Source organism: Ilumatobacter sp., assembly GCF_046290335.1.
In the GTDB taxonomy this organism is placed as follows: domain Bacteria; phylum Actinomycetota; class Acidimicrobiia; order Acidimicrobiales; family Ilumatobacteraceae; genus Ilumatobacter_A.
Genome location: NZ_JBKAGH010000009.1, coordinates 46,704 through 73,016, shown reverse-complemented (window position 1 = coordinate 73,016; position 26,313 = coordinate 46,704). Strand labels below are relative to the sequence as shown.

Annotated in this window: 25 protein-coding genes and 1 pseudogene; 18 read left to right on the top strand and 8 right to left on the bottom strand. The window is 67.7% G+C overall.

What is annotated here, in order from left to right:
• The 15 genes from ACE37B_RS23130 (at position 1) to ACE37B_RS23060 (ending at position 15,765) form a co-directional block, all read left to right on the top strand.
• Positions 1 to 681 carry a phosphonate C-P lyase system protein PhnH gene (locus tag ACE37B_RS23130; protein ID WP_409925714.1) on the top strand — a complete coding sequence of 227 codons (681 nt, stop codon included), beginning with the start codon at positions 1 to 3 and terminating at the stop codon, positions 679 to 681.
• Positions 681 to 1,862 (top strand): carbon-phosphorus lyase complex subunit PhnI, encoded by a 1,182-nt coding sequence (locus ACE37B_RS23125; RefSeq protein ID WP_409925713.1) that lies wholly within the window; start codon positions 681 to 683, stop codon positions 1,860 to 1,862. The genes ACE37B_RS23130 and ACE37B_RS23125 overlap by 1 nt, the downstream gene beginning before the upstream one ends.
• The gene (locus ACE37B_RS23120) at positions 1,859 to 2,836 is read left to right on the top strand and encodes an alpha-D-ribose 1-methylphosphonate 5-phosphate C-P-lyase PhnJ (RefSeq protein ID WP_409925712.1); all 978 of its coding nucleotides are present in this window, start codon (positions 1,859 to 1,861) and stop codon (positions 2,834 to 2,836) included. The genes ACE37B_RS23125 and ACE37B_RS23120 overlap by 4 nt, the downstream gene beginning before the upstream one ends.
• Positions 2,833 to 3,678 (top strand): ATP-binding cassette domain-containing protein, encoded by an 846-nt coding sequence (locus tag ACE37B_RS23115; RefSeq protein WP_409925711.1) that lies wholly within the window; start codon positions 2,833 to 2,835, stop codon positions 3,676 to 3,678. Before ACE37B_RS23120 ends, ACE37B_RS23115 begins: the two co-directional genes overlap by 4 nt.
• 38 nt (positions 3,679 to 3,716) lie before the next feature.
• On the top strand, positions 3,717 to 4,457 hold the full coding sequence (locus ACE37B_RS23110; RefSeq protein ID WP_409925710.1) for an ATP-binding cassette domain-containing protein: 741 nt from the start codon (positions 3,717 to 3,719) through the stop codon (positions 4,455 to 4,457).
• The gene (locus ACE37B_RS23105) at positions 4,457 to 5,728 is read left to right on the top strand and encodes an alpha-D-ribose 1-methylphosphonate 5-triphosphate diphosphatase (protein ID WP_409925709.1); all 1,272 of its coding nucleotides are present in this window, start codon (positions 4,457 to 4,459) and stop codon (positions 5,726 to 5,728) included. The genes ACE37B_RS23110 and ACE37B_RS23105 overlap by 1 nt, the downstream gene beginning before the upstream one ends.
• Positions 5,725 to 6,549 (top strand): phytanoyl-CoA dioxygenase family protein, encoded by an 825-nt coding sequence (locus tag ACE37B_RS23100; RefSeq protein WP_409925708.1) that lies wholly within the window; start codon positions 5,725 to 5,727, stop codon positions 6,547 to 6,549. The genes ACE37B_RS23105 and ACE37B_RS23100 overlap by 4 nt, the downstream gene beginning before the upstream one ends.
• Positions 6,550 to 6,602: 53 nt before the next feature.
• Positions 6,603 to 7,166: a phosphonate degradation HD-domain oxygenase gene (locus ACE37B_RS23095; protein WP_409925789.1), complete on the top strand. Its 564-nt coding sequence runs from the start codon at positions 6,603 to 6,605 to the stop codon at positions 7,164 to 7,166.
• A 102-nt stretch (positions 7,167 to 7,268) separates the two neighbouring features.
• A complete protein-coding gene (locus ACE37B_RS23090; protein ID WP_409925707.1) occupies positions 7,269 to 7,967 on the top strand; it encodes a GntR family transcriptional regulator in 699 nt (232 codons plus the stop codon).
• Between the two features lie 89 nt (positions 7,968 to 8,056).
• On the top strand, positions 8,057 to 9,214 hold the full coding sequence (locus tag ACE37B_RS23085; protein WP_409925706.1) for a phosphate/phosphite/phosphonate ABC transporter substrate-binding protein: 1,158 nt from the start codon (positions 8,057 to 8,059) through the stop codon (positions 9,212 to 9,214).
• Between the two features lie 109 nt (positions 9,215 to 9,323).
• A complete protein-coding gene (gene phnC / locus ACE37B_RS23080) occupies positions 9,324 to 10,160 on the top strand; it encodes a phosphonate ABC transporter ATP-binding protein (protein WP_409925705.1) in 837 nt (278 codons plus the stop codon).
• Positions 10,157 to 11,890, top strand: a complete 1,734-nt coding sequence (gene phnE / locus ACE37B_RS23075; protein WP_409925704.1) for a phosphonate ABC transporter, permease protein PhnE — start codon at positions 10,157 to 10,159, stop codon at positions 11,888 to 11,890. Before phnC ends, phnE begins: the two co-directional genes overlap by 4 nt.
• 153 nt (positions 11,891 to 12,043) lie before the next feature.
• On the top strand, positions 12,044 to 13,516 hold the full coding sequence (locus ACE37B_RS23070; RefSeq protein ID WP_409925703.1) for a potassium/proton antiporter: 1,473 nt from the start codon (positions 12,044 to 12,046) through the stop codon (positions 13,514 to 13,516).
• Between the two features lie 111 nt (positions 13,517 to 13,627).
• Positions 13,628 to 14,122 (top strand): cation:proton antiporter regulatory subunit, encoded by a 495-nt coding sequence (locus ACE37B_RS23065; RefSeq protein ID WP_409925702.1) that lies wholly within the window; start codon positions 13,628 to 13,630, stop codon positions 14,120 to 14,122.
• Positions 14,119 to 15,765: a cation:proton antiporter gene (locus tag ACE37B_RS23060; RefSeq protein ID WP_409925701.1), complete on the top strand. Its 1,647-nt coding sequence runs from the start codon at positions 14,119 to 14,121 to the stop codon at positions 15,763 to 15,765. Before ACE37B_RS23065 ends, ACE37B_RS23060 begins: the two co-directional genes overlap by 4 nt.
• Here ACE37B_RS23060 and ACE37B_RS23055 read toward each other — a convergent pair.
• The 4 genes and pseudogenes from ACE37B_RS23055 to ACE37B_RS23040 form a co-directional block, all read right to left on the bottom strand.
• Entirely contained in the window at positions 15,752 to 17,128 is a 1,377-nt protein-coding gene (locus ACE37B_RS23055; protein ID WP_409925700.1) for a cytochrome P450, read from the bottom strand. The two genes, ACE37B_RS23060 and ACE37B_RS23055, sit on opposite strands and share 14 nt — an antisense overlap.
• A 55-nt stretch (positions 17,129 to 17,183) precedes the next feature.
• Positions 17,184 to 18,110 carry a type 1 glutamine amidotransferase domain-containing protein gene (locus ACE37B_RS23050; RefSeq protein ID WP_409925788.1) on the bottom strand — a complete coding sequence of 309 codons (927 nt, stop codon included), beginning with the start codon at positions 18,108 to 18,110 and terminating at the stop codon, positions 17,184 to 17,186.
• Between the two features lie 36 nt (positions 18,111 to 18,146).
• Positions 18,147 to 19,892: pseudogene (locus ACE37B_RS23045) on the bottom strand (sulfatase-like hydrolase/transferase); the annotation flags it as partial.
• Positions 19,889 to 20,440: an SRPBCC family protein gene (locus ACE37B_RS23040; RefSeq protein ID WP_409925699.1), complete on the bottom strand. Its 552-nt coding sequence runs from the start codon at positions 20,438 to 20,440 to the stop codon at positions 19,889 to 19,891. The pseudogene ACE37B_RS23045 and the gene ACE37B_RS23040, both read right to left, overlap by 4 nt.
• A 187-nt stretch (positions 20,441 to 20,627) precedes the next feature.
• Here ACE37B_RS23040 and ACE37B_RS23035 point away from each other — a divergent pair, with 187 nt between their 5' ends.
• Complete coding sequence (locus ACE37B_RS23035) at positions 20,628 to 21,239, top strand: TetR/AcrR family transcriptional regulator (RefSeq protein ID WP_409925698.1); 612 nt, start codon at positions 20,628 to 20,630, stop codon at positions 21,237 to 21,239.
• 109 nt (positions 21,240 to 21,348) lie between these two features.
• Here the strand turns inward: ACE37B_RS23035 and ACE37B_RS23030 are convergent, their stop codons facing one another.
• The 4 genes from ACE37B_RS23030 to ACE37B_RS23015 form a co-directional block, all read right to left on the bottom strand.
• Positions 21,349 to 22,152: a sigma-70 family RNA polymerase sigma factor gene (locus tag ACE37B_RS23030; protein WP_409925697.1), complete on the bottom strand. Its 804-nt coding sequence runs from the start codon at positions 22,150 to 22,152 to the stop codon at positions 21,349 to 21,351.
• Positions 22,153 to 22,177: 25 nt separating this feature from the next.
• The gene (locus ACE37B_RS23025) at positions 22,178 to 22,399 is read right to left on the bottom strand and encodes a DUF2892 domain-containing protein (RefSeq protein WP_409925696.1); all 222 of its coding nucleotides are present in this window, start codon (positions 22,397 to 22,399) and stop codon (positions 22,178 to 22,180) included.
• 215 nt (positions 22,400 to 22,614) lie between these two features.
• The gene (locus ACE37B_RS23020; protein WP_409925695.1) at positions 22,615 to 23,160 is read right to left on the bottom strand and encodes a PadR family transcriptional regulator; all 546 of its coding nucleotides are present in this window, start codon (positions 23,158 to 23,160) and stop codon (positions 22,615 to 22,617) included.
• On the bottom strand, positions 23,157 to 23,546 hold the full coding sequence (locus ACE37B_RS23015) for an antibiotic biosynthesis monooxygenase (protein WP_409925694.1): 390 nt from the start codon (positions 23,544 to 23,546) through the stop codon (positions 23,157 to 23,159). The genes ACE37B_RS23020 and ACE37B_RS23015 overlap by 4 nt, the downstream gene beginning before the upstream one ends.
• Before the next feature lie 241 nt (positions 23,547 to 23,787).
• Here ACE37B_RS23015 and ACE37B_RS23010 point away from each other — a divergent pair, with 241 nt between their 5' ends.
• Complete coding sequence (locus tag ACE37B_RS23010) at positions 23,788 to 24,639, top strand: copper chaperone PCu(A)C (protein ID WP_409925693.1); 852 nt, start codon at positions 23,788 to 23,790, stop codon at positions 24,637 to 24,639.
• Positions 24,640 to 24,689: 50 nt separating this feature from the next.
• Positions 24,690 to 26,285 carry a copper resistance protein CopC gene (locus ACE37B_RS23005; RefSeq protein WP_409925692.1) on the top strand — a complete coding sequence of 532 codons (1,596 nt, stop codon included), beginning with the start codon at positions 24,690 to 24,692 and terminating at the stop codon, positions 26,283 to 26,285.
• The last annotated feature ends 28 nt before the right edge of the window (positions 26,286 to 26,313 follow it).

Below are 26,313 nucleotides of genomic sequence, written 5' to 3'. Positions count from 1 at the left end.
ATGACCTCTGCGTTCCCTGCGCCGCGGCTCACGCCCGAGTCCTCCCTCTCCGTCTTCCGGACGTTGCTCGACGCGGTGTCCCACCCGGGCCGGCCGTTCTCGCTCGATCTCGACAACGGCGACGACATTCGAGTGGGCGATCTTCGAACGGGCGATCTGCCGATGGTCGCGCTTCCCCTGCTCTCGCTCGCCGACATCGACGTCACCGTCGCGGTCGTCGGTGTCGACCGGATGACGGACGAACACGACGCGCTCGGACTGGGTCGTCGAATCGCCCGCTCGACAGGCGCTCGGCTGACCAGCGACGTCGCCGCCGCCGACCTGGTGCTCGCCGGAGCGGGCACCACCTCCGGTGACCTGCTCGCGTTGCGTGTCGGCAACCACCACGAGCCCGAGCGTGGGGCCAAGTTGTTCGTTGCGTGCGACGACATCCACGTCGCGGCCTCCGACGACGAGCTCCGACCTGACGATCCGGTGCTGTACGTGCGAGTGACGGGGCCCGGGGCCTCGGACGGACGCATCGTGGGGCTCGCGGGGCTCGATCGCACGGTGCTCGAGTTCGTGTCGGCGCTCAACGGCTCGTTTCCTGCTGGCGTCGACGCGTGGGTCGTGGCGCCGGACGGCACGGTCGTCGCCATCCCGCGGAGTTGTTCGATCGGTCTCGCCCAAGGAGCACGCTGATGGGCTACGTAGCAGCGCGTGGCGGCCGCGACGCGATCGTCGCTGCCGAGTCGCTGATCCGGCGCGAGCGGGAGTCGGCGAGTTCGACCCCGCTCAGCGACGACCAGATCACGCAGCGGCTCGGCGCCGCCGTCGATCGGGTGATGGGCGAAGGCGGGTTGTGGGACCCTGAGCTGGCCGCCGCGGCGCTCCGTCAAGCCGAAGGCGACACCATCGAGGCGGCGCATCTGCTGCGGGCCCATCGCTCGACGATGCCGCGATTCGAGTACTCCGATGTCGCTGATGCCGACGAACTCGAGGTGCTGCGTCGTGTCGTGCCGGCCTATCAACAACCGCCCGGCCCACAACTGTTGGGGCGCACGTCCGACTACAGCGGGCGGCTCCTCGATCTCGATCCTCCGGTGCAGATGGTCGAACCCTCGACGCGCGACGCGTCGGCCCCGCATCGCCCCGTCACCGACACCGTCGACAGCACGGACACCGTCGACGCGGCGATCGATCGTCGCCCCTCACGGCTGCTCGACCTGCTGCGTGACCTCGAACTCGTCGTCGACCGCCGCCGCACCGACGATCCAGAGCCGTTCGACATCACCCGACGGGCCGTGCGCCCGCCGGCGCCGCGCTCGGCGCGACTCGCCGTGATGGCACGAGCGGAGACGGGGGCGCTGGTCAACCTCTGGTACCGCAACATCCTCGGACCCGACGGCTACCTCCACGAGATCACGCTCGGTGAGGTGCGCCACGGCCGTCTCCCGGTGCGCGTCGAGCACCCGATGACCGGCCAGCCGGTCGCGATCGGATCGGTACGCGTGACCGAGGTGGAGGCGATCGAGGACCTCGACGGGGCCGACGAGGATCGTGCCCGCTTCGACGTCGGCTACGGCATGTGTCTCGGCCACAACGAGAAGAAGGCGATCGCAATGGCCAATCTCGACATCGCATGTCACCGGGACGCCGGCCGGAGCCAACTCGAGCAGTCGCTCCTCTTGACCACCGACGGCCTCGACGCGACGGGGTTCCTGGAGCATCTCAAGCTGCCGCACTACGTGACGTTCCGTTCGATGGTCGAACGAAAGATGGCGGTCCGCGACGCGGCTCGCGGCCCGCTCGACCGTCGCCCACTCGTGCAGGACGACGTCTCACCGCACGCACGCTCACAGGAAGCGCAGGTGTCGGCATGACGCTGATCGCACCCGACGACGCACCGACCGTCGCCGAGACGCCGACCCGGGTCGCCGATCTCGTCGGCCCGGCTCGCGGGCAGACCGTGCTCGACGACGACGCCAAACGCGAGATCCGTCGAGCGGTGCTCACCGCCGTCGCCGTCCCCGGGTATCAGGTGCCGTTCGGATCGCGGGAGATGCCGGTCGCTCGCGGCTGGGGGTCCGGCGGGTTGCAGATCACGCTGGCGCTCGCGGGCGCCGACGACTGCGTCAAGGTCATCGACCAGGGCGATGACGAGGGCGTGAACGCGGTCAACCTGCGACGCCTCGTCATGGGCGCGACCGGCGCGACCGAGACCTCCGAGCCGGAGGAAGCGACGCTGATCCAGACTCGGCACCGCATCCCGGAAGACGAGTTGGGCGACGGGCAGGTCCTCATCTTGCAGGTGCCGGTGCCCGAGCCGTTGCGCGGCGTCGAGCGGGACATGCGCGAACTCGCCCGGATGCACGCCGAGGCCGACTACTCGAAGATGTGGGTGAGCCTGTACGAGGACAAGGTCCGCAACGGCGTGATCACCCAGACCACCGGGTATCCGTGCCTGGTGGGTGGTCGCTATGTCGTCGCCACCACGCCGATCCCTCGCTGGGACATCCCCCGCCTGCATCACGCACCATTCCTGTCGCTGTTCGGCGCCGGTCGGGAGAAGCGGATCTACGCGATCCCGCCCGACACCGACGTGGTGCCGATGACGTTCGACGACGTCCCCTTCGAGGTCGAGCGCACCGACGGCGCGGCGTGTGAACGATGTGGAACGACCGAGTCGTACCTCGTTGCCATACCCGGTGCGAGCGGCGACCGGTGGGTGTGCAGCGACACCTCGTGGTGTCGACGGCAGCGAGTGGACGCCACGCCGAGAACCGACGAACACGTCGAGCCGAACGGGCACGACGATCAGAACGGGCACGACGATCAGAACGGGGTGGCGCGATGAGCGGGTCCGACGACGTGCTGCGCGTCGAGGGGCTGGGCAGGGTCTTCGGACGTCTGTCACCCGAGGCGATCGAGCAGACCGGGCCCGAACACGGCACGGCCAAGCACGGCCCGACGGGCACGATCGTTGCCGCCTGGGACGTGTCGTTCGACGTCGCACCCGGCGAGGCGATCGGGCTGATCGGCGAATCCGGTTCGGGCAAGTCGACGGTGATGCGCTGCATCGCCGGTGACCTGGAGCCGACCAGCGGCACCGCGATGTTGCGCCGCCACGACGGCCGGATGACCGATTTGTTCCGACTGTCGCCCGCCGAGCGCCGAGCCTTGCGCATCGACGACCTGTCGATCGTCTACCAGGACCCGGCCGAAGGACTCGACATGCGGATCACGGCCGGCGGCAACATCGCCGAGCCACTCACCGCTGCCGGATGGCGACACTTCGGCGACATCCGAGCGCGGGCAGCGGCCCTCCTCGACAAGACGGAGGTGCCGATCACCCGTATGGACGATCTCGTGCGCGAGTTCTCCGGCGGGATGCGTCAGCGCGTCCAGTTGGCGAAAGCGTTGGCGAACAATCCGGTGCTCGTGCTGCTCGACGAGCCGACGACCGGCCTCGACGCGTCGGTTGCCGCCGGCGTACTCGACCTGATCCGCAACCTGCTCGACGACCTCGGCTTGGCTGCGGTGGTCGTCTCCCACGACTTCGGAGTGATCGACATGTTGACGACGAGGTGTCTCGTCATGCACCACGGACGGGTCGTGGAGCGTGGTCTGACCGACCAACTCTTCGAAGATCCGATCCACCCGTACAGCCAGCGTCTGGTCGCGGCGGCACGAGCATGAGCGTGCATCTCTCCGACGGCGCATCGTTACCGTTACCGGTGCTGCGTGTCACCGGGCTCGAGAAGCAGTTCGTGATGCACAACGTCGACGGCCGCGTCGTCGAGGGCTTGCGTGGCGTCGATCTCGACGTCCACCCGGGCGAGCACGTGGCGCTCGCTGGTTCGAGCGGGGCCGGCAAGTCGTCGTTGCTGAAGTGCATCTATCGCACCTACCTCCCGTCTGCGGGATCGGTCGAGCTGCGACTCGGCATGGGTGAGATCGTCGACATCGCAGCGTTGCCGGATCGCGAGATGGCGCTGCTGCGGGGCCGTGAGTTGGGGTACGTGTCGCAGTTCCTGCATCCGGAGCCTCGGCGCTCGCCGATCGAGATCGTGATGCGCGCAGCGGTGTTCCGTGGCATCGACCGAGCCGACGCTCGAGACGCTGCCGCCGACGCACTGTCGCGGTTGCAACTCGACGAGTCCCTCTGGGATGTGTACGCGAGCGTGCTGTCGGGCGGGGAGAAGCAGCGGGTCAATCTCGCTGCGGGCACCGTGTCGCCACCTCGGCTGCTGCTGCTCGACGAACCGGTGTCGGCGCTCGATCCGACGAATCGCGACGCTGCACTCGCCTTGATCGCCGACTTGACCGATCTCGGTGTCGCCGTGCTGTCGGTGTTCCACGACCTCGACGCGATGTCGCGTCTCGCCTCGGCCGTCGCGCTCATGGACGCCGGTCGCATCGTCCGCACCGGACCCCCATCCCTCGTCCTTCCCGAACTGACCGGAGTCGCCCGCTGATGAACACCGTCCCCACCCCCACCGACTTCACCATCGTCAACACGACAGCGGTGCTGCCCGATCGAGTGCTCCACGACGCGACCGTGGTCGTCAGAGGCGGCTTCATCGTCGAGGTCTCGACCGGAGCCGCTCGGCCGAGTGATGCCATCGACGCCCGCGGCGCGGTCACCGTGCCCGGAGCGATCGACCTCCATTCCGACGGCCTCGAGAAGGAGTTGCGACCACGGCCCGGCGTCGAGCTTCCGATCGAGTTCGCGCTGCGCTCGTTCGAAGGTCGAGTCCGCGGCGCCGGGGTCACCACCGTGTACCACGGCATCGGCTTCGAGAACGGAGCCAAGTACGAACGCTCCGTCGAGCAGGCGCAGGCCATGTGCGCCGCAATCGACGGCATCGCCCGGTCGGGGCGCGCCATCGTCGACCACCGGATCCTGCATCGACTCGACGTGCGCGACGCCGACGGTCTGGCCGGCCTACAGGACCGCCTCGCCGACCTGATACCCGGAAGTGCCGGCGACCTCGATCGCTCGCACGGACTGCACGCCGAGTCGCCACTCGTCTCGTACGAGGACCACACGCCGGGACGCGGCCAGTACGCCGATCGTCGCTGGTACGAGCGCTACGTCGCCGACGTGAAGGGCCTGTCGGATGAGGATTCGGAGTCCTACATCGACGACATTCTCGAGGCACGCGAAGCCCAACTCGGTCAGCGCGACCGGGCCGTTCCCTGGCTGGCCGAGCAGGCACTGGCGTCGAAGATCCGGCTGATGTGCCACGACCCCGCAGAGGTGGACGAGATCGACGAGGCGCTCGAGAGCGGCGTCACCATTTCGGAGTTCCCGACTACTGTCGTGGCCGCACGAGCATCGCGCGAGCACGGATTGCCGATCGTGTGCGGTGGGCCGAACGCGTTGCGCGGCGAGAGCCATTCGGGCAACGTGAGCGCGCGTGAACTGGTGGGGCTCGGCCTGTGCGACGTCCTCGCCTCCGATTATCTGCCGTCGACGTTGTTCGGTGCCGTTGCAGCGTTGGTGGATCGCGGTGTCTGCGATCTGGCCACGGCCGTCGGCCTCGTCACGTTCGGGCCCGCCGACACGGTCGGCCTCACCGATCGAGGCCGTCTGGAAGCCGGCTATCGCGGCGACATCGCCGTCGTCGAGTTCCACGGATCGATTCCGACGGTCCGTCTCGTCGTCAGCCAAGCCGGTGTCGCCGATCGACCGCTGGCAGGCACACTGTCCTCGAACACGCTCGCAGAAGGATTCATCTCATGAGCATCTCGACCACCCCCAACACCCAGGGTCAGGCACCAGCCGTTGAACTCGACGTCGACGCGTGGCGGCGCGACGGATTTCTTCATGTCCCTGGCGTGTTCGACGCCGATCGACTCGCCGAGCTGCGGTCGTGGGTCGACGACGTCGCGACTCGGCCGTACGGCGACGGCGGTCTGCTGCAGCACTACGAGGTCGGCGACGCCGGCCCGCAGATCGCACGTTCCGAGAACCTGCTGGATCACGGCGGCTTCCGGGACTTGATCGCGCAGGGCACGCTCGTCGAGATGGGCGGGCGTCTGCTCGGCGAACCGATCGTGCTCTACAAGGAGAAGATCAACTACAAGCTGTCGGGTGGGGCGGGTTTCATCGCCCACCAGGATGCGCCGGCGTACAAGTTCGTCGACATGCATCTCACGTGCATGGTGGCGATCGACGATGCCACGCTCGACAACGGTTGCCTCGAAGCCGTCGCCGGTCTGCACGACGAGCTGCTGCCCGACGACGGTGACGGTTGCGTCGATCCGAACGTGGCGGTGGGTCTCGATTGGCTGGCGCTGCCGATGCGAGCCGGAGATCTGCTGTGGTTCCATTCGCTCGCTCCGCATCGCAGTGGCCCGAATCTCACGTCGACGACGCGCCGGGCGCTGTTCTGTACCTACAACGCCGCACGCGAGGGCGACCTGCGTGAGCAGTACTACGCCGACAAGCTCCGGTATTTCGCCGAGACCGGTGCGCCATCGACTCGGGTGAGCACGGTGGGTGGGTTCGACGGGATCGAACCGACCGTCGAACAACTCCGCGAGATCGGAGCGCTCTCGTGAGCGATCCTGTCCGCGAGACCGCTCGCGACGCGGTCGCGACCCCTTGGCGACAGATCACCGAGGTCGACGACCTCGTCGACCGGATCATCGCCGTGTTCGAGGCCAAGGGCGGCGAACACTACGACGAGGCCGTCACGCAGAACGAGCATGCAGTGCAGACCGCTGAACTGGCACGAGCTGCCGGTGCGTCCGACGAACTCGTCGCGGCGGCGTTACTACACGACCTCGGCCATCTGCTGCTCGACGAGCACGACGATCGCCCGGACTTTCTCGAACGGGATCTGCATCACGAGGACGTGGCGGCGCGTTTCTTGTCGTCATGGTTCCCGAAGGCCGTGACCGAGCCCATCCGCCTCCACGTCGACGCGAAGCGGTACCTGTGTGCGGTCGACGACGCGTATCACTCGACGCTGTCGCCGGCATCGGTGGCAAGCCTCGTCGTGCAGGGCGGCCCGATGGATCCTGACGAAGTCGAGGCGTTTCGCTCCCTCGACGGTGCGGCCGCGGCCGCCGACCTCCGTCGCTGGGACGACCTCGCCAAGGACTCAACGCTCCGCAGCGCCCCCGTCCACTCCTTCGCCCCCCTCCTCGAGTCCCTCGCCGAGATCGACCGCTGACCCTGCCGAGCTGGACGTCAATCTGGTGTCAGACACCAGATTGACGTGGGTCGTCGACCGACATCTCGGGCGTCGGGTGGGGAGAAGTAGGTTGTGGGAGTCGTGAGTCGGAGTCCGCAGTACGTCGAGTTGGCGGATCGGCTGGCCCAGCGTTGGGGCGACCTGGTTCCGGGAACGCTGGTGGAAAGTGAACATCAGCTCGCCGCGGAATTCGGGGTCAACCGACTCACCGCGCGTGAGGCAGTCCGCGAGCTGGAGCGGCGGATGGTCGTTCGTCGTGTCATGGGTCGTGGAACGTTCGTGGCGCACCGCCTCGACTACGTCATCCGGATCGGCGGGATCGCGAGCTTCCACCGGAACGTCGAGGCGGCCGGACATCGGCCGACGACGGTGATCGTCGATCGGAGGTGGGTCGGTCGAGGAACGAGCCGGGCGCTGACCTTCACCCGGGTGTCGTATGTCGACGGGCTCGTCGCGGCATCGAGCGTGGACTCGTTCCCCGCTGATATCGGTCGACTGGTCGATGACGCGATCGTCGACGGAGCGTCGATCCACCAGACGCTCGCGTCGCTCGGTTACATCCCGAGGCGGCGTTCGGTCCGCGTTGCGATGGCGATCCCTCCTCCTGCGCATGCGTCCGCACTCGACTTCTCGTCATCGGTGATGCCGTCGTGGCACGTCGTCAGCGAGACGGTGGATCAGCCGGCCGGCGTCGTCGTCCACGAGAGTGACGCCTGGATGAGGACCGACATGTTCGAGGTGACCGTCATCGTGGAAGAGCCGCCCACGCACGGCGCTTGAGCTCGCGACCCGAGGTATTCGAACAGCGTTCGCCACCCGGTCGACTCGGCGACACGTGTCGTTCATCCGCGCTATCTAGACAAGGCGGTGTGAACAACACCATCTCATCCCCCCACCGTCGCCGTCGCACTCGCATGCTCGGCGCACTCACCGCATCGCTCGTGCTGATCACTGCGGCATGCGGCAGCGACGACGCTGCCGAGGACGAGCCTGCAGCCGCGGACGAGCCTGCAGCCGCGGACGAGCCGGCCGTCGAAGAGGAGCCTGCAGCCGCGGACGAGCCGGCCGTCGAAGAGGAGCCAGCAGCCGCGGACGAGCCGGCCGTCGAAGAGGAGCCAGCAGCCGATGACCGCGCCGACTGGCCGGACAAGCTGACGTTCGCCGCGGTGCCCGCTGAGAATGCGCAGGACATCAGCTCGTACGTGACCCCGCAGATCATCGCCGATGAACTCGGCATCGAGATGGAGTTCGTGCAAGCCGCCGACTACGCGGGCGTGATCGAAGGCATGATCGCTCAGCGCGTCGACATCGGCTCGTACGGGGCATTCGCCTACGTGATCGCCACCGGTGCCGGCGCCGACATCGAGGTCACCGGGCTGTGGTCGGCCGAGACGCCCGAGGGCTACGGCGACTATCGCTCCTACCTCGTCACGCCGGTCGGGTCCGACATCCGCGAGCCTGCCGACCTCGCCGGCAAGCGGGTCTGCTTCGTCGATCCGGGCTCCACGTCCGGCTTCTTGTTCCCCTCGGCGGCGCTGCTCGAGGTGGGCCTCGACCCGACCGAGAACTCGACCGACATCGAATCGATCTTCGCCGGTGGCCATGATGCATCGGCCATCGCCGTCGCGAACGGAGACTGTGACGCCGGCTTCGCCTACGACACGATGGTGACGCAGCAGCTCATCGAATCCGGTGACCTGGCCGGGGTGATGGACTCGACGGGTGAAGGCGAAGACGTGAACCCCGACGCCGCTGTCCTCGACATCATCTGGAAGTCGACGCCGATCGCTGCTCCGCCGCTCGCTCACGGCAACTGGTTGCCCGAGTCGCTGCAAGAGGCGCTGGTCGAGATCGTCAACACGAAGGTCAACGTCGACTGGGCCGTCGAGAACGGCTACTGCGACTCCACCGAGGACTGCCCGCTCTCCGATGGTCCGTTCTGGGGTTACTTGGAGGGTGACGACAGCTACTTCGACGGGATCCGCGAGCTGTGTGAGCTCACCGGCTCCGACCGCTGCAACGCCTGATCATCTGAACCGAACGGGAGGGGCGGCTGCCAGCCGCCCCTCCCGTTGCATTCCCACGCTTCACCCCGCGACCGACCACCCGACGAATCGACCGAGACGAGACCCCACCATGAACACCACCATCGACCCGCCCGCCGTTCACCATCGTGAGGTCATCGCCGTCAGCGACCTCACCAAGACCTTCGACAACGGTCGCGTCACCGCCCTCGATCGCGTCTCGCTGTCGGTTGCCGAGGGGCAGCTCACCGTGGTGATCGGCCTTTCCGGATCGGGGAAGTCGACCCTGCTCCGTCATCTCAACGGGATGCACAGCCCGACGTCGGGCACCGTGCAGGTGCTCGACCGACACCTCGCGTCATTGGGCCAGAAAGACCTGCGCGAACTGCGTCGCGAGGTCGGGTTCGTGTTCCAGTCGTTCAACATCGTCGGGCGGCTGTCGTGTCTCGAGAACGTGATGTCGGGCGCTCTCGGGCGCCTTCGGTGGCCGCGCTACGGCGTCCTCAGCTATCCGAAGGCGATTCGACGTGAGGCGCTCGAACAACTCGATCGGGTCGGCCTCGGTGACCGCGCCTTCCAGCGCACCGACACGCTGTCGGGTGGGCAACAGCAGCGCGTTGCGATCGCCCGCACGCTGATGCAGAAGCCGCGACTGGTGCTCGCCGACGAACCGGTCGCTTCGCTCGACCCCGAGATCTCCGGCCAGGTCATGGACGTCCTGTTCCGGTCGTGCGTCGAGGACAACATCACCGTCGTCTGCTCGCTCCACCAGGTCGACCTCGCTCTGGGCTGGGCGAACCGGCTGGTCGGGCTCCGCGACGGCCAGGTCGTACTCGACACCGAGGTCGACTCGTCACTCGACGAGGCCCGGGTCATGGAGGTCTACCGTCGGCTCGACCCGACCGGCGAGAAGGCCAAGGAGTACCAGCTGCAGGTCGCGCCGTCGTGACCATTCTGCACGAACGCCAGCTCCCGGAAGCGCCGCCCGCGCCCACGTCGGACCGTCGCGACGCACCACAGTGGACCCGCCAACGCGCCACGATGTGGCTGGTCGGTGCGCTCTTTCTCGGGGTCTCGCTGTGGTCGCTCTACGACATCGGCGTCAACCCGCTCACACTGTTCTTCGAGCGCGACGACATCTCCAACCTGCTCGGTCGGATGTGGCCGCCTCGGATCGAAGACTTCCAGCCGATCTGGGAAGCGACGCTCGACACGTTCTTCATGGCCTTCGTCGGCACGTTCCTCGCCGTGTTGCTCGCGGTGCCGCTCGGGTTCCTCGCTGCGTCGAACATCGTGCGCTGGCGCTGGATGCGAGCGATCGCCCGCGGGATCATCGTCGTCACCCGCGCCATCCCCGACCTGATCTTCGCACTCATCTTCGTGCGGGTGTATTCGATCGGGGTGCTGCCCGGTGTGTTGGCGCTCGGCATCCACTCGATCGGCATGTTGGGCAAACTGTTCGCCGACTCGATCGAACAGATCCAGGAAGGCCCGCGCGAAGGCGTGCAGGCGACGGGCGCCAGCCGGGGACAGGAACTCGCCACCGGCGTGCTCCCGCAGTTGCTGCCGTCGTTCATCGCGATCACGCTGTATCGCCTCGACATCAACTTCCGCTCCGCGACGTTGCTCGGTCTCGTCGGCGCCGGCGGCATCGGTCTGCAGATCCGGGCGTTCCAGGGAGGCCTGCGCTACGAAGAACTCCTCGGCGTCACGCTGTTGATCATCGCGCTGATCGTCGTCGTCGAAGTCGTGTCGACCAACGTCCGCGCCACCATCCTCGGCCACGACAAGACCAAGGTCTCGATGCTGAGCCGATTGCGGGGCGGACCTGCCGCTGCCGACTACGCCGTCGATCCGGACCGCACCGTCGACCAAGTGATCGCCGCGAACGGCGAGCGCCGTCTGACACCTCCGTGGACGCGGGAGCGGACCACGATGTACGTGTTCGGGGCGTTCTCCGCGATGATGCTCGTGTTGTCGTTCACGATGACCGACATGTCGGTGCTCGAACTGATCACCGGCCTGCCGGAGATTCCGCGCGTGTTCTTGCGGATGGTACCGACGAACTTCGACTGGTGGATTCCCGAGTTCGGGGAGCAGTTGATCGAGACGGTACTGATGGGCTTCGCTGCGACGTTCATCGCGTTGATCGTCGCCATCCCGACCGGATTCCTCGCGGCTCGCAACGTGGCGCCGGCGCGCTGGATCTACGCGACTGCCCGCTTTTTCATCCTCGGGGTGCGGGCGCTGCCCGACCTGATCGTCGCGGTGATCTTCGTCGCCGCCCTCGGCCTCGGTCCGAAGCCTGGCGTGCTGGCGCTGGCGATCGGCCTCTACGGTTTCGCTACGAAGCTGTTCGCCGACGCGATCGAAGAGGTGCAGGAAGGTCCCCGCGACGGTATCCGGGCGACCGGTGCGACCCGCATGCAGGAGACATTCTCCGGGGTGCTCCCTCAGGTGATGCCATCGCTCGTCAGCAACTCCCTGTACCTGCTCGACGCGTCGATTCGCGGTTCGACGGTGCTCGGCATCGTCGGCGGCGGCGGCATCGGCTTCGCATTGTTGCAGGGAGCGAAGTTGTTGAAGTGGGACCTGCTCGGGGGCCTGCTGATCGCGATCTTCGTCATCGTCTACTCCGTCGAGTTGCTCTCCGGTTGGGTCCGCAAGCAACTCCTGTGACCTGATGCGATCGGGTCCTGGCGGCGCGTCGAGCAGTGTCGGACGCGGGATCGGGGAGGGTGATCACCGGTAGTGTTCGGGCGTGTCGTCGTGTCGGGTACGGAGCGTTCGCCTCCGACCGATGCCGGAACGCTTTCGGCGGATGGTGGCGCAGTGAACGCCGGATTCGGGGTCGACGTGGCGGTCTTGCTCGGCGGCGCGCTGCTCGTGATCGGGGTCGTCGCGAGTGGGCTCGCCTCGCAGTACCGGGTGCCGAGCTTGCTGCTGTTCCTCGGTCTCGGCATGATCGTCGGCGACGACGGGTTCGCGCTGATTCGTTTCGACGACGCCGCGCTGGCGCAGAACATCGCGGCGGTCGCGCTGTTGGTGATCTTGTTCGAAGGCGGACTCACCACCGACCCGACCTCGTTTCGACGAGTCGGTGTCCCCGCTGGCTTGCTGGCGACCGCGGGCGTCGCGGTCACCGCTGGAGTCGTGGCGCTGGCGTCGCGCTACCTGCTCGGCCTCGAGATGGAGACGGCGCTGCTGATGGGAGCGGTCGTGTCCTCGACCGACGCTGCCGCGGTGTTCGCAGCACTACGGGGCGAGTCGCTCCCGCGCCGGACGCGCTGGCTCCTCCAACTGGAATCGGGAATGAACGATCCGGTCGCCGTGATGTTGACCGTCGGGATGGTGGAGGTGTGGCGGGCCGACCCGTCGGGCCTCGACTGGGCGACGTTCGTGGCGGCACAACTCGTCGGGGGCGTCGTCGTGGGTGTCGCGGTCGGACTCGCCGCACGGTTTCTGGTGACGAGGTTCCACGCAGGGTTCGCGACGTCGTTCGGCGTTCTGACGCTGGCGATCGCTGGCGTGTCGTACGGTCTCGCGGCGCTGCTCGGCGCGTCGGGGTTCTTGGCGGTGTATCTCACCGGCGTGGTGCTGGCGACCGAGCGACGCCCGGTCCGTGGAGTTCTGACCTTCCACGAAGGGCTCGCGGCCACCGCGCAAGCCTCACTGTTCCTGCTCCTCGGACTCTTGGTGTTCCCGAGCGCGCTCGCCGGCGACCTCGGCACGGCCCTGGTCGTCACCGTGGCGCTGGTCTTCGTCGCGAGACCGCTGGCCGTGCACGCCGTGCTGGCCTGCTTCCGGGTGCCGTGGCGCCAGACCGTTCTGGTGTCGTGGGCGGGCCTGCGCGGGGCGGTTCCGGTGGTGATGGCGACGATTCCTTTGACCGCCGGTCATCCGGACGGTTCGCTCGTGTTCGACGTGGCCTTCGTCGTGGTGGTGGTCTCGGTGGCGCTGCAAGCGCCGACGGTTGCGCCCTTGGCCCGTCGGCTCGGGCTCGCCGCCGACGACCCGACGGCGGTGGCGGCCGAGATCGTGCCGGTCGATGCGCTCGACGCCGACGTCGTCGAGGTCACGCTGCCGGCCGAGGCGCGGGTGGTCGGTTCGACCCTGCGCGAGGTTCCGTTGCCCGACAACGCCCGGATCTCGGTCGTGGTGCGCGACCACGTGACGTTCGTCCCCGACGGGCACACGGTGCTCACGGCGCACGACCGTCTGTTGGTGGTGTTCCCCCACGGCTTCGACCTCACCGACCTCGATCTGTGGACGTTCGGCGCCGACGATCGGCCAGACCTGGAGTGATGTCGTCGACCTCCGTCGACTAACATGCGGGCGTCGAACCAGCCTCGTGTCGAGCGGTCTCGGTGACCGATGCGACTCGAGCCGAGCCCCGGGAAGGACGGTCTCATCGCGATGATTCACGACGGTGAGGTGCACGTCCGAGAGCATCCGATGCCGGGCAGCGCCCGCCTCTTCTCCCTGACGCTCGGCGACGGCAGCGTGGTGACGGTGAGCACGCCCGCCGACTCGATGAATCGAACGTTGCAGGTCACGCCGCCAGCGTCCGACGAGTCGATGTTGACCCTTCGCTTCAACGCGGCGGAATCGACGACGCTGGCGGCGTTGCTGTCGGGTATTCGTTTCGTCGTCGAGCAACCGGCGGAGCGTCAGCCCGTCGACGCAGCGAACTTACGGACCGTCACCTTGCCGGCCGGAGCCCCAGCCATCGGAAAGCGGCTCCACGACCTCGAGAGCTCGGATGACGCCATGGTCATCGCGGTCATCCGTGATGACACCGATGACCTCATCGAGAAAGATCCCGATCGGCCGTGTGAGGCTGGTGATCGTCTGGTCGTCGTCGGCCGTCCCGGCTCGATGAGCCGGGCGATTCAATTCCTGACCGGATGATCGCCGCCGGCGATGCGTTCACGCTGACGGCCGCGATCCTCGCGGTGGCCGCCGCGATCGGGTTCATCGCGAATCGAGCACGCCAGCCGTTGGTGGTCGCCTTCATCGCGGTCGGCATCATCGTCGGTCCCTCGGTGCTCGATTGGGTGAGTGACACCGAGCCGATCGAGCTGTTCGCCGAGATCGGCATCGCCGTGCTGCTGTTCCTGGTCGGGTTGAAGCTCGACCTCCACCTGGTGCGTACGACCGGCAGGGTCGCGCTGATCACCGGCCTCGGACAGGTCGCGTTCACCTCCCTCATCGGCTTCGGGCTGGCGATCGTGCTCGGGATGTCGGCGACCGTCGCGTTGTATGTCGCGGTGGCGTTGACGTTCTCGTCGACGATCATCATCGTCAAGCTGCTGTCCGACAAGCGCGAACTCGACGAACTCCACGGCCGAATCGCCCTCGGTTTCTTGATCGTGCAAGACATCGTCGTCGTGCTCGTGATGATCGTGCTCGCCACCATCGGTAACGAGCGTGACGGCTCGGTTGCCGTTCAGATCGGACTCGTCGCCGCGCAGGGAGCAGGTCTGATCGTCGCGATGGCGATCGTCATCCGCTGGGTACTCCCCCGACTCCTCGACCTGGTTGCGTCGTCGCAGGAACTACTCATCGTCTCGGCGGTCGCGTGGGCGGTCTCGGTGGCAGCGTTCAGCGACTGGCTCGGCTTCTCCGTTGAGGTCGGCGCGTTCCTCGCCGGGTTCGCCGTGGCGTCGACGCCGTACCGCGAATCGATCGCCGCGTCGCTCACCGGGCTTCGTGATTTCCTGCTGCTGTTCTTCTTCATCGAACTCGGCGCGCAACTCGACTTCTCGGCCATCGGGTCTCAGGTCCCCGCCGCGATCGTGTTGTCGCTGTTCGTCCTGATCGGCAACCCGATGATCGTGCTCGTCATCATGGGCGTGATGCGGTATCCGAAGCGGGTGTCGTTCCTGGCGGGGTTGGCCGTGGCGCAGATCAGCGAGTTCTCGCTCATCCTGATCACGCTCGGCCGCGAACTGGGCCACGTCGACAACGACGCGGTCGGCCTCGTCACGCTCGTCGGCATGATCACGATCGCCATGTCGACGTACTTGATCCTCTACTCGCATCAGATCTTCGAACGATTGAGCGGTGCGCTGAGCATCTTCGAGCGGCGTGGGGTCGTGGACGTTCCCACCCATCAGCCGGAGCGAGTCGACGTGATCGTGTACGGCTACGGACGTTTCGGCCGTCGCCTGGTCGAGCATTTGGCCCGCAACGGTCATCACGTGCTCGTCGTCGATTGGGACCCGCACACACGGATCCGGCCCGAGGAGGAGGCGCTCGCCGAGCGCATCACCAAGCGCTTCGGTGACGCCGACGACCCGGAGTTTCCGAGCAGCCTGCCGATCGATTCGGCTCGCTGGATCGTCAGCACGATCCCGCGGGTCGACACGAACAAGGTGCTCGCCAACTCGCTGCAGCGGTGGGGCGCCAGCGCGAAGCTGGCGGTCACCGCGCACACGGCGAGTGATGTTCAGCGGCTCGCTCCCGAGATCGACAGCGGGAGCATCGACCTCGTGCTGCAACCGTTCGACGCTGCAGCCGACGCCGCCATCGCGGGCTTCATGGATTCCTGAGAGGCAGCGTCTGGGCGGTTCCGGACACGGCACGGAAGCGGACCTGCAGGCGGCTCGTGCCGAGCATGATGCCGGGCTGATGGAGCCAGTCGTTGTCGGCGCCGTACTCGATCGACGCCATGCGATCGAGGAGCACGTTCCAGGCCGATTGCTGTTCCACGCGTGACAGCGTCGCTCCCGGGCACACCCGCGGGCCGGCCGAGAACGCAAGGTGGCGGATGGCGCCGTCGCGATCGAGGTCGAGGTCGAAGGGATGCTCGAATTCGTCGGGGTCGACGTTGGCGGCGCCGAAGCGCAGGTGCAGCAGCGACCCGGCCGGCACGTCGACGCCCTGGAACACCTCGTCGTTCGCGGTCATGCGAGTCGAGAGCCCATGGGTCGGTGAACGCATTCGCATCCCCTCCTCGACGAAGGTGCGCAGCTTCGTCCGATCGACGCGCAGCGTCTCGAACGCACCGGGGTGTTCGCACAGCAACTGGGCTTGTTCTTCCAGCGCGTACTGCGTGGTCTCGAGGCCGCCGAGGATCATGGCGTGGACGATGCCGGCGATCTCGAGGTCGGTCAGCTTCCGGTCGAGTGCGTCGTAGTGCACGTCGCACAGGAAGCTGATCATGTCGTCTCGCGGGTCGCCGCGTTTGGCGGTGACGTGGTCGTAGATGTACTCCTGGAACCCGTCGAGTCGGGCGAGCATGTCGGCGGTCTGCTCGGGGGTCATCTCGTGGCGGAGTCCGTGGCCGTGGACGAACGGGGTGACCGCGGCGTCGCCCCACGCGGCGAGCAGCGGGACGTCGTCGAGCGGGAACCCGAGGATCGTCGCCATCACACGTTGCGGGAGCGGCCGCGCGAACCGACTGATGAACTCGACCTCGATCGCCCCGTCGGTCACGCCGCCGCCAGCGCCGTCGTCGAACCACGCGTCGATCAGGTCGTTGGCGTGGCCGGTGATCATCTCGCGGTGCCGCAACGCACCGGTGCCGACCCACGGGTCGGTGAGTTCCTTGCGGTGCCGGATGTACAGCTCCTGGGTCGGCCGTAGCGACAGCATCGACGCCTGCATCAGGCTCCCGTGGGTCGCGTATGCGTCGTCGGGCGACATGCCCTGGTCGACGAGGCGCCCGAGACGGGTCGTGGTCAGGGGTGGGAATCGGTCGGGATCTCGCACGACGAGGCTCACGTCGGCATGCTTGGTGAGCACGAACGCGTCCGTGCCAGGTGAGAACCCGCCGCCTTCGAGACGCAACACCGGGGCCTCGCGATGGAGGATCTCGTACGCCTCGTACCAGTGCTCCTGCGCTCCGTCGCCGAACAAGTCGACGTCATCGAGGTGAACCGGGCACCCCATCGGGCTCAGCTCGTGGTTCACGTGCCTGGGATACGGCGCCATGGCGCCATCATCTCAGGCGCACCACGCTCGATCGTCAGGCGAGCGATGCTGCGTCGTCGTCGACTTGCGCGGCCGGGAGTCTGGCCGCGAGCTGCTCCATCATCAGCCGTGCCACCATGGGGCCGGCGTTCTGATTCTGGCCGGTCACCAGGTTGCCATCGATCACCCAGTGGTTCGCGAGGACCTCGCGGCGCGCCGTCGAGCTCTCGAACAGCGCACCCGCCGCCCGAAGCTCGGTCTCCGGATGCTGCGGTGTCGAGGTGATGCCGAGCTGACGAATCTGGGCGTCGGTCACTGCGGTGAGGCGGCGTCCGGCGACCAGCGGGCTGCCATCGACCGCCCGGGCTCGCAAGAGCCCCAGAGGGCCGTGGCAGACGCCGCCGATCACCGCTCCCGTGTGATTCGCCATCGAGATCTGTTCGCCCAGCACCTCGGACGTGCCGAGGTCGAACGCTGCGCCCCAGCCGCCCGCGAGGAACACCAGGTCGTAGGCGGCCATGTCGAGATCACCGACCGCCAGTGACGCGTTGAGGCGGCCGCGCAGCACCGGATCGCCGAGCAGACGGTCGTCGTCAGCGCATCGGACCGCGGGCTTGAGCGACAGCGGGTCGACCGGGATCACGCCGCCGTTCGGGCTGGCCACGTCGACGGTCGTCCCCGCGTCCATGAACGCGTAGTAGGGAACCGTCAGCTCGCTGGCGAACACACCCGTCGGGCGACCGACGTCGAGCTGGCCGTGGTTGGTGCCGATGACCAGCGCTCGCCGTCCGGCGAGATCGAAGCTGGTCGCCTGCGGATCGTCGGGATGGAGCCCGAGACGCTGGAGGCCTCGACGGATCAGTCTGGCCGGCGCCGGCGGCGTGCTGCTCGGACCGCTGCGACGCGCCTGGCGTCGTTCGCCGACGCGCTGACCGACACGCTGGCGGACCTGTTCTTGGATCAGCGCCCGCGGCGGCAGCATCGGCACCTTGTCGATCTCGGTCAGTCGGCTCACGACGTATGGCCAGGGTTCGTTGCGCTCGGGAATCGCTCGGTGCCGCTCGGCTTTCATCCGATCACACATGACGGCGAACACGTCGAACGCGTCGGGGTCGTCGGCACGGTTGCGCATCTCGACGGGGTCGTCGGTCAGATCGTAGAGTTCCCACTGATCGGCGAGCACGGTCGTGCGATACTGCGGCCCGCCGAGGCCGTCGCTCGCCAACTGGCGCACGCCCGGCTCGGTCCACGCTGCCGGATCGTCGAACGTGCGAACCAGCTTCCACAGATGGCCGGCGCCAGCACTCACATCGGTCTCGTCGACGCGGCACACGATCCCCTCGAAGTTCGTGGCGACGTGCGCGGGCACGTTGATCCGCAGCATGCCCGGCGTATCCGAGGTCCGGCCGTTGGCGCGGGCGACGCCGCTCGCGCCGGTGTCGCCTTCGGGCATGTTGTCGCGGGTCGTCACGTAGACGACCCGGTCGGCGTCGGCGTCGGCGCCGTCGACGACCGGCATCAGGTCGGAGCCGGGCAGTTTGTGGACCTCGGAGAAGTCGTCGCGCAGTCTCGCTGCGACCTCGGCTTCGTCGATCGAGGCTGCTGCGAGGAGCGTCGGAACCAGATCGAGATGCGACGTCGGCGCAGCGACATGGCGGCCCTCGGTGGCGTCACGCCCGACGCGCGCGATCGAGAACGGCACCCGCGTCGACTCGTCGTAGAGCTGGAACCACTTCTGGTGGAGCCCGCCGTGGGAGCCGAGCAGCTCGCCGTGATCGGACGTGCGCACGATCACCGCGTTGCCGTCGGTGGTCGTCGTGCCCTCGGAGACCGCCTGCCGAACCCGATCGAGCGGCCCGTCGACGGTCGCGTGCAAGCGGTAGTAGAGGTCGCGGTACTGCTGATGGTTTTCCTGGTAGAGCGGAGCGACTGCCGCCGCGGGGCCGTAGCACGACGGATACGCAGCACGGTACGCGACGTGTGCAGCGGGCTTGGTCCGGAGGTCCTCGAAGTCGGACGGCGACATCGGCACCGACGGGACCTCGACGCCGCGCAACTCGTCGGGCATACCGCGCCGCACCCACAGCGGGAACAGCACGATGTCATGCGGGTTCACGAAGCTTGCGACCAACAGGAACGGCCGAAGGGCATCGGCGTCGCCAGCGGCGCGACGCGCGTAGCGATCTTCGAGCCAACCGACGACGCGTGCGGCGATGAGCGGATCGCGCACCAGACCAGAGTTCGCGAAGAGCCCGCCGTGGGGTTCGGGTCCGACCCACCCCGAGAACCCGTACGGATCGAGCGGGTCGGCGGCCAGGTACCGCTCGACGTTGTCGGCGAGGACCTCGCCGGTGGCGGTGTTGGTCGGCAACGGCTCGCCGCCGTCGTCGTGGAGATCCGCGTGGGTGATGTGCCACTTGCCGTCGTAGTGCGTGTCGTAGCCCGCGGCGCGGAACCAGTTGCCGAGCGTCGGAACCTCGTGCGGTCGCATCCAACGCATGCGCGAATCGTCGGCCATCTTGCCGAGCCCGTCGGTCTGGGTGACGCCGTGTACGTCGGGATACTGACCGGTGAACAGTGTCGGACGACTCGGCACGCACGCGAGCGAGCCGGTGTAGTGCCGGTCGAAGGTGACTGCGTGCTCGTCGAACCAGCGAGCCCCGTCGAGCGTTCGCCGCCACTCGCGCAGCTCGTCGTTCTCGTACGCAGGAGCGGCGCGCTCCTCGTCGGTCATGATCACGATGACGTCGGGCCGCTCGCTCATGGGGATTCCTCCGTCTGGACAGGGTGGGCGGGCGCCGGCTGGTCGAGTCCGGTGTGCTCGTTCTCGGGCTCGTTCTCGGGCTCGTCGGTCGGGTCCGTGGGCGGGGCGACGGCCGCCGCGAGCCCGGCGAGCATCAGTTCCGACGCGGTCGACATGCGCTCCAAGACCTTCGAGGCCACGAGCGACTTGACCGGGTTGCGGCCCGTGTCGATCTCGGTCGTCAAGGTCACGACGGTCGAACCGTCGGTCCCGGGCGACAGGGTCCACGTGTTGCGGGCGCTGCCCACGATCGGTGGGAGTCCGTCGATCGCGTACGAGAGTCGGTGTGGAGGGTTCCACTCGATGACGCGTTCGACGAGCGTCTGCCTCGCGATCTGGACACGTCGCACGGCGCCGGGCCCGTCCGCGTGGGGCGACAGGATGCAGGAGTGCTGGATCAGCGGGACCCACGACGAGATGGCGCCGAAGTCGGCGAGCACCGCCCACGCTGCGGCCGGCTCGGCTGCAACCGTCGTCGTCTTGTCGACGTGTGCTCGTTTCGTTGCCATCGGCGGTTCCGTGTGTCGTTTCGTGTCGGCGTGGATCCCGTCGTCGCATGTTCAGTCCGCGGCGGGATGCGCACGATCTTGCATTATGAGAGTCGCACTGTCAACATCTGGCGTACATGATTGGTGACGTGATGCACGACGGCAGGTTCGACAGCGGGTCCGCGCGCCTCGACGCGATGAGCGGCCGATGACCGGCAACGACCAGGCGATCGATGGCCGCCGGCTTCGCCGTGAGCGCGGCCGCCACGCCGTCGTCGATGCGACGATCGACCTCATCCTCGAGTCCGGTTCGCTCCCGCCGGTCGACGACATCGTCGAGCGCGCCGGGGTGTCGCAGGCTTCGCTGTTCCGCTACTTCGACTCCCTCGGCGCGCTCCGCGAGTCGGCGATCGGCCGCTACTTCCAGCGCTTCGACGACGTGATCGGCATCGCGGGCATCGGTGAGGGTTCGCTGGCCGATCGCGTCGATCGCTTCGTTTCGGCGCGTGACGACTTCTACACGCGCACGGCTCCGATGGCACGACTCGTTCGACGTCAACTGGTCGATGTGACCGAGTTCGCCGACACGATCGAGCGGTTGCGGTCGACCTTCGTCGACCAGATCGCCCAGCACTTCGCGGCGGAGCTCGACCGACAGCCGGCGGAGACGGCCGCGCAGCGGGCGGCGGTCATCGGCGCGATGACGTCATTCGAGAGCTGGGAGCAGCTGGGCGGGCTCGGCTCCGTCGCTCGACGCTCTGCGCTTGCTCGCGCGGTCATCGACTTGATCGATCCCGCCACGAGCGAGCCGACTGGCTGACGAACCGGCCGGTCGAGTCCGCCCGACGCGATGTCGGCGCGTTGCGACGCGATGTCAGCGCGGTATCAGCGCGGTATCAGCGCGGTGTACGGCGCCTGGGCAAGGCGTATCAGGCCCGGCGGGGCGATCCCTGATCGGCGTCGTCGGAGTGGTCGACGACGCGTCGAAGGCGCGCTTCCAACGCCGGGGGAATGACCGAGTCGGGATCGCGCAGGTCGGCCAGGCGGTCGCGAGCATCGACGAGCGATGCATACAGCGGTGGGCAGGTCGGGCAGACCTCGAGGTGTGCGCGGACCGTGGTGGCGGTCGCGTCGTCGAGTTGTCCGTCCATGAAGTCGGAGACGTGGCGTCGAGCGTCCCAGCATCGCATCGGTACCCCTTTGAGTCGTTCGCGACGCGATGCGCCGTCTGCCAAGGCGGTGACGAGCATCATTCGCCCTCGCCGCAACCGCTGCTTGGCCGCGGGAAGTGAGATGTCGAGGAGTTCCGCGATCTCACGCACCCTCCAGCGCTCGATGTCGTGGAGCACCACTGCGGTTCGATACGGCACCGGGAGGCGGACGAGCGCGTCTTCCAACTCGTCTCGATCGGCCGAGCGTTGGGCGACGATCGCCGGATCGACGGTGTAGTCGTCCGACCGCCAGTTCGTTTCGACGTCTTCGACCAGCACCTCGTGGCGAGAACGGCGTGCCCGATCGATCGCCAGATGGTGGAGCATCTGGCGCAGCCACGAGAGGAGCGATCCGTCGCCTCGGTACTGCGACCGTTTCTCGATCGCCCGGACGAGGGTGTCTTGCACGAGGTCGGCGGCGAGCTCATGGTCTCGGGCCACGCCGAGCGCGAACCGATAGAGCGCTTCGATGTGCTCGGCCAGTTCGTCGCCCGACGGTGGGCGTCGTGTGTGAGACCCCACGTCCCGCCGCATGTCGGGTTGGGAGTCAGGTGGCAGATCCGGCATGCGTGTCGCGGGTCGTACGGAATCGGAAGATCGTGTACAGCGGGCACCAGCCGACCAAGCCGGTCAGCAATGGAACGAACGCGACGATCGTGAGGACCACCCCGAGGCCGCCATCGACCACGGCGAGTCCGAGGATCAGTAGGGCGACGCCGACGACCACCCGTGCGGCTCGGTCCCAGCTTGCTTCATTGACGAAGTTCATGTCGATACTCCTCTTCCTGGCCCGGTGGGCCGTGGTTGTCGCGATCGCTGGTGCGATCGCTGTGATGGAGACGAACGACATGCGAAGAGGGATACAACATGGGGCGACCGCCGTCGGGCCGCCCGGCGAGCGGCGCACCCCCCGAGTGCCGGGTCGCTGGTCCGATCGAGCCAGCGCGTCGGGAGTCGTCGAACAGGCGGAGTCGTCGAACAGGGTCAGGGGTCGTGCTCGACGTTTTGCCAGAACTCGATGGCGACGGTCTCGAAGGCGATGCCGAGTTCGACCGTGCGTTCTGCCAGCGGACGATCCCCGGCGAAGGTCGCCGCGATCGCGCGGTATTCCGTCAGGCGTTCGGTGTGTGCGCGGACCTGTTCGGCGGCGAGTTGCGACGGTGAGAGGGTTGGTTCGGCGTCGACGAAGAACAGCTTGAGGAGACCGATGTCGCGGATCTCGGTCTGGCGGTCGACGGGCGTGCGAAGCCACTCTGTGAGCGCGGCGCGGCCGGCGTCGGTGATCGAGAGTCGCCGACGCCGTCGCCCGGCGGGTTCCTGCTCTCCGACGATGTAGCCAGCCGCCTCGAGGCGCCGCGACTCGGCGTACATCTGCGACATCGGGAACGGCCAGAAGTAGCCGATCGAGACCTTGATGTAGCCCATTATGTCGTAGGTGGTCTGCGGCCCGCCCGTGGCGAGGAGCCCGAGGACCACCGCCGACGACGCGCTCAACGGAATCGTCGGGCCCGGCTCGGCTGGCTCGATCACGCCAGTGGTGGATCGTCGGTGGGTTCGTGTTCGATCGTCTCGGTCTCGAACGTGCCACCGCTGACCTTGGGGCCGAGCGTCGACATCGCACTGCGGTGGACGTCGGTGCCGACCCAGGCGGCGAAGCTCGCTTCGTCGCGCCACGCCGACGAGACCGTGAACTTCTTCGCGCTCACGTTCGCGACCAGTTCGTAGGCGAGGAGGCCGCCGTCGGCGTCGATCGTCGTGTCGAGTGAGCGCTTCACGCGCAGGGCGTGGGGCATGAACGGGGCCATCGTCCAGCGCGACGTGACCGGCAGTTCGCTTCGGAACACGAAGCCGGCCGATGCCGACCGGTCGGACTTCGACCGGAACGACGGGGCGATGGTGGGAAGTCGAAACGCCATGCGGCGATCGTAGCCGTCGATACTCCAGAATGGAAGGTCAGTGTCCTGTCGCTGCGAGGGTCGATGCGTTCGGAGATCTGTCGGGAACTCGACCGGGGTCGGTGACGACCCTGGATTCATGCACTGCCGTCGGAACTGTTCTCGTTTGTCTCGTCGTACTGTCGCCGCTCTCGCGGTTGGCGCACTTGGCCTCGCCGCCTGCGGGAGCGATGACACCGGTTCAACCGAGTCGGTCCCAGCGGTGACGGACGCGCCCGCCGACACGGCGCCGGTCGAAGATGAGCCCGATGATGGAGAGCCGGCAGCGAGCGAGCCCGACGACAGCGACACGGCGACGATGTCGATCGTCGATGCATGGTCTCGGCAGCCGGCCGACGGCCAATCCACCAGCGCCGCCTATGGGATCGTGTCGAACCCCGGCGACGTCGACGTGACGATCGTGTCGGCGTCGAGCCCGGTCACCGACCAGGTCGAGTTGCACGAGACCCTCGTGGGTGACGATGGCACGATGTCGATGGTCGAACGCGCGGAAGGCTTCGTCGTGCCCGCCGGTGGGGAGTTCGTCTTCGAACCCGGTGGCCCGCATGTGATGTTCCTGGGTATCGATTCGTCCGCGTATCCCGACGAGGTCGAGGTCACGCTCGAGTTCGACGGAGCAGCACCGCTGACCTTCATGGCCGAGGTGCGCTCCCTCGACGGGTCCATGGGCGAGATGGATCACGGCGAGATGGATCACGGCGAGATGGATCACGGCGAGATGGATCACGACGAGATGGATCACGACGAGATGGATCACGACGAGATGGATCACGACGAGCATGGCGACACGGACCTCGACGTGAGCGCGTTGCACGAACTCGACGATCAGCTCGCGAACGGCGCGCTCGACGCCATGGCGCAGCGAATGGTCGTCGGTGACTACATCGCCGCCGTCTCGGCGATGGAGCCCTCAGCGGAGTCGGCCGAAGCGCAGTTGCTGTCGCTCCTGGAGCAGTTGGACGCGGCGCTCGAAGCTGGTGACCTCGAGATCGCCGCGTCGCTTGCCGCCGAGGCGCATGACGTCGCCCACGACATGGGTCACGGGCACGGCTGATCCGCGAGATGTGGTGCGGCGCGGCCATGCCTCGGTGCGCGTTGGCGCTGGTGGCTGCGCTGCTGGTGCTCGTCGGCGCACCGCGCACCGCCGAAGCGCACGCCATCTTGCTGTCGATCGACCCGGCCAACGGAGAGGTGGTCGAGGATTCACCGGGCACGATCGCCGTCACGTTCACCGAAACGGTCCGGGTCGACGATGACGCCGTGACCCTGCTCGACGACACCGGTGCTTCGGTCGCCGTCGACGTTGAGGTCGTGGGCGACGAACTGCGCATCTCGCCGACGTCGCCGCTCGACGATGGCACCTATGTCGTCTCGTGGCGAGTCGTCTCCATCGACTCGCATCCCGTGAGCGGCGGTTCCGTGTTCCACGTCGGCGCGGCGACGCTCGACGACGTCGTCATCGACCGGGCCGCATCACCCACCGGGCTCGGAGCGCTACGAGCGTTGGCGGACGCGCTCGTGTATGGGACCGCGCTGGTTTCGGTCGGGGCGAGTTGGTTCGCTCGGCGGTGGTCGGCGCCGGCGATCAGCGCCGTCGTGCGGCGTGCTGCACTCGCCGGTCTCGGAGCGCTGGTGATCGCGACCGCTGCTCGTGTCGGCGAGTTCGACGGATCGTGGAGTGGCATCGCGAACCTCGACGGTTGGAGCGGAGCGCTCGATGGTGCGGTCGGACTGCTTGCCGTGTGCGTCGGTACCGGGCTGGTCGTGCTGGCATCGACGGGTCCGGCGGGTCGCGGTGCGGTCGGCCGCTGGGCAGTCGGTGCCGGCGCTGTCCTCGTCGGTCTGGTCGTCGAAGGACACACCCGTTCGGCCGATTCCGACGGCGTCGCCGCGCTCGGCGGTGTGGTGCACCTCGCTGCCGGGAGCCTCTGGCTCGGCGGTGTCGCTGCGCTGGTGATCGGTCGCCGCCGTGAACTTGCCGACTCGCAGCGGTGGCGTGCTGCAGTGGTCGACGTCTCAGCAGTCGCGATCTGGGCGGTCGTCGCGGTTGCGGCCGGTGGCACCGCACTGGCCGTGACCATCGCTCCCGATCTCGGTGCGCAACTGTGGAGCCGATGGGGGGTGCTCTTGCTGGTGAAGGTCATTCTGGTGATCGGCCTCGTCGGCCTGGGGTGGTATCACCGCGCTCGGGTCATCCCGCGGCTCGAGGTCGCAGATGTCGACGTCGGAGCCGACGGCGTGGACGCTCGGTTTCGCCGCAGCTTGGGAGCGGAGTTGGCGTTGTTCGCTGGGGTGGTGGCGGTGACCGGCGTGCTCGTGTCGAGTCCGCCCGAGGCCGCAGCGATCGTGGAGCCTCAGGTCGTGTCGGCGGACCCAGTGAGCGAGTTGGTCGAGCTCAGCTCCGGCGTCGGATCGGCGCGGATCGTGGTAACGCCCGCAGCGCTGGGGGTGAACGAGGTGTTCGTCACGCTGACCGATCTCGCAGGTGCGCCGCTCGAACTGGTGTGGGATCCGATCATCGAGGCCGCCGCTCCCGACCTCGGCGTCGGCCCGCTCGTCCTGCCACCGCATCGCCTGGGCGACGGGAGCTACCACGCGCTCGTCGACCTGGCGCTGGCCGGCCGGTGGGAGATCACCGTCCAGGCCCGAACCGGCACATTCGAATCCGGACGAGCCACCGTCCACCTCACCCTCGACTGAGCGACAGAGTGGGTCAGACCCACTCTGT

Coding starts and splice junctions, on each gene's coding strand:
- ACE37B_RS23115 (WP_409925711.1), top strand. CDS start 2,833: ATGAGCGGGTCCGACGACGTGCTGCGCGTCGAGGGGCTGGGCAGGGTC.
- ACE37B_RS23050 (WP_409925788.1), bottom strand. CDS start 18,110: ATGCTGCCGCCGCGGGCGCTGATCCAAGAACAGGTCCGCCAGCGTGTC.
- ACE37B_RS23025 (WP_409925696.1), bottom strand. CDS start 22,399: ATGAACTTCGTCAATGAAGCAAGCTGGGACCGAGCCGCACGGGTGGTC.
- ACE37B_RS23040 (WP_409925699.1), bottom strand. CDS start 20,440: ATGGCAACGAAACGAGCACACGTCGACAAGACGACGACGGTTGCAGCC.
- ACE37B_RS23065 (WP_409925702.1), top strand. CDS start 13,628: ATGATTCACGACGGTGAGGTGCACGTCCGAGAGCATCCGATGCCGGGC.
- ACE37B_RS23035 (WP_409925698.1), top strand. CDS start 20,628: ATGACCGGCAACGACCAGGCGATCGATGGCCGCCGGCTTCGCCGTGAG.
- ACE37B_RS23120 (WP_409925712.1), top strand. CDS start 1,859: ATGACGCTGATCGCACCCGACGACGCACCGACCGTCGCCGAGACGCCG.
- ACE37B_RS23015 (WP_409925694.1), bottom strand. CDS start 23,546: ATGGCGTTTCGACTTCCCACCATCGCCCCGTCGTTCCGGTCGAAGTCC.
- phnC (WP_409925705.1), top strand. CDS start 9,324: ATGAACACCACCATCGACCCGCCCGCCGTTCACCATCGTGAGGTCATC.
- ACE37B_RS23105 (WP_409925709.1), top strand. CDS start 4,457: ATGAACACCGTCCCCACCCCCACCGACTTCACCATCGTCAACACGACA.
- ACE37B_RS23100 (WP_409925708.1), top strand. CDS start 5,725: ATGAGCATCTCGACCACCCCCAACACCCAGGGTCAGGCACCAGCCGTT.
- ACE37B_RS23130 (WP_409925714.1), top strand. CDS start 1: ATGACCTCTGCGTTCCCTGCGCCGCGGCTCACGCCCGAGTCCTCCCTC.
- ACE37B_RS23060 (WP_409925701.1), top strand. CDS start 14,119: ATGATCGCCGCCGGCGATGCGTTCACGCTGACGGCCGCGATCCTCGCG.
- ACE37B_RS23125 (WP_409925713.1), top strand. CDS start 681: ATGGGCTACGTAGCAGCGCGTGGCGGCCGCGACGCGATCGTCGCTGCC.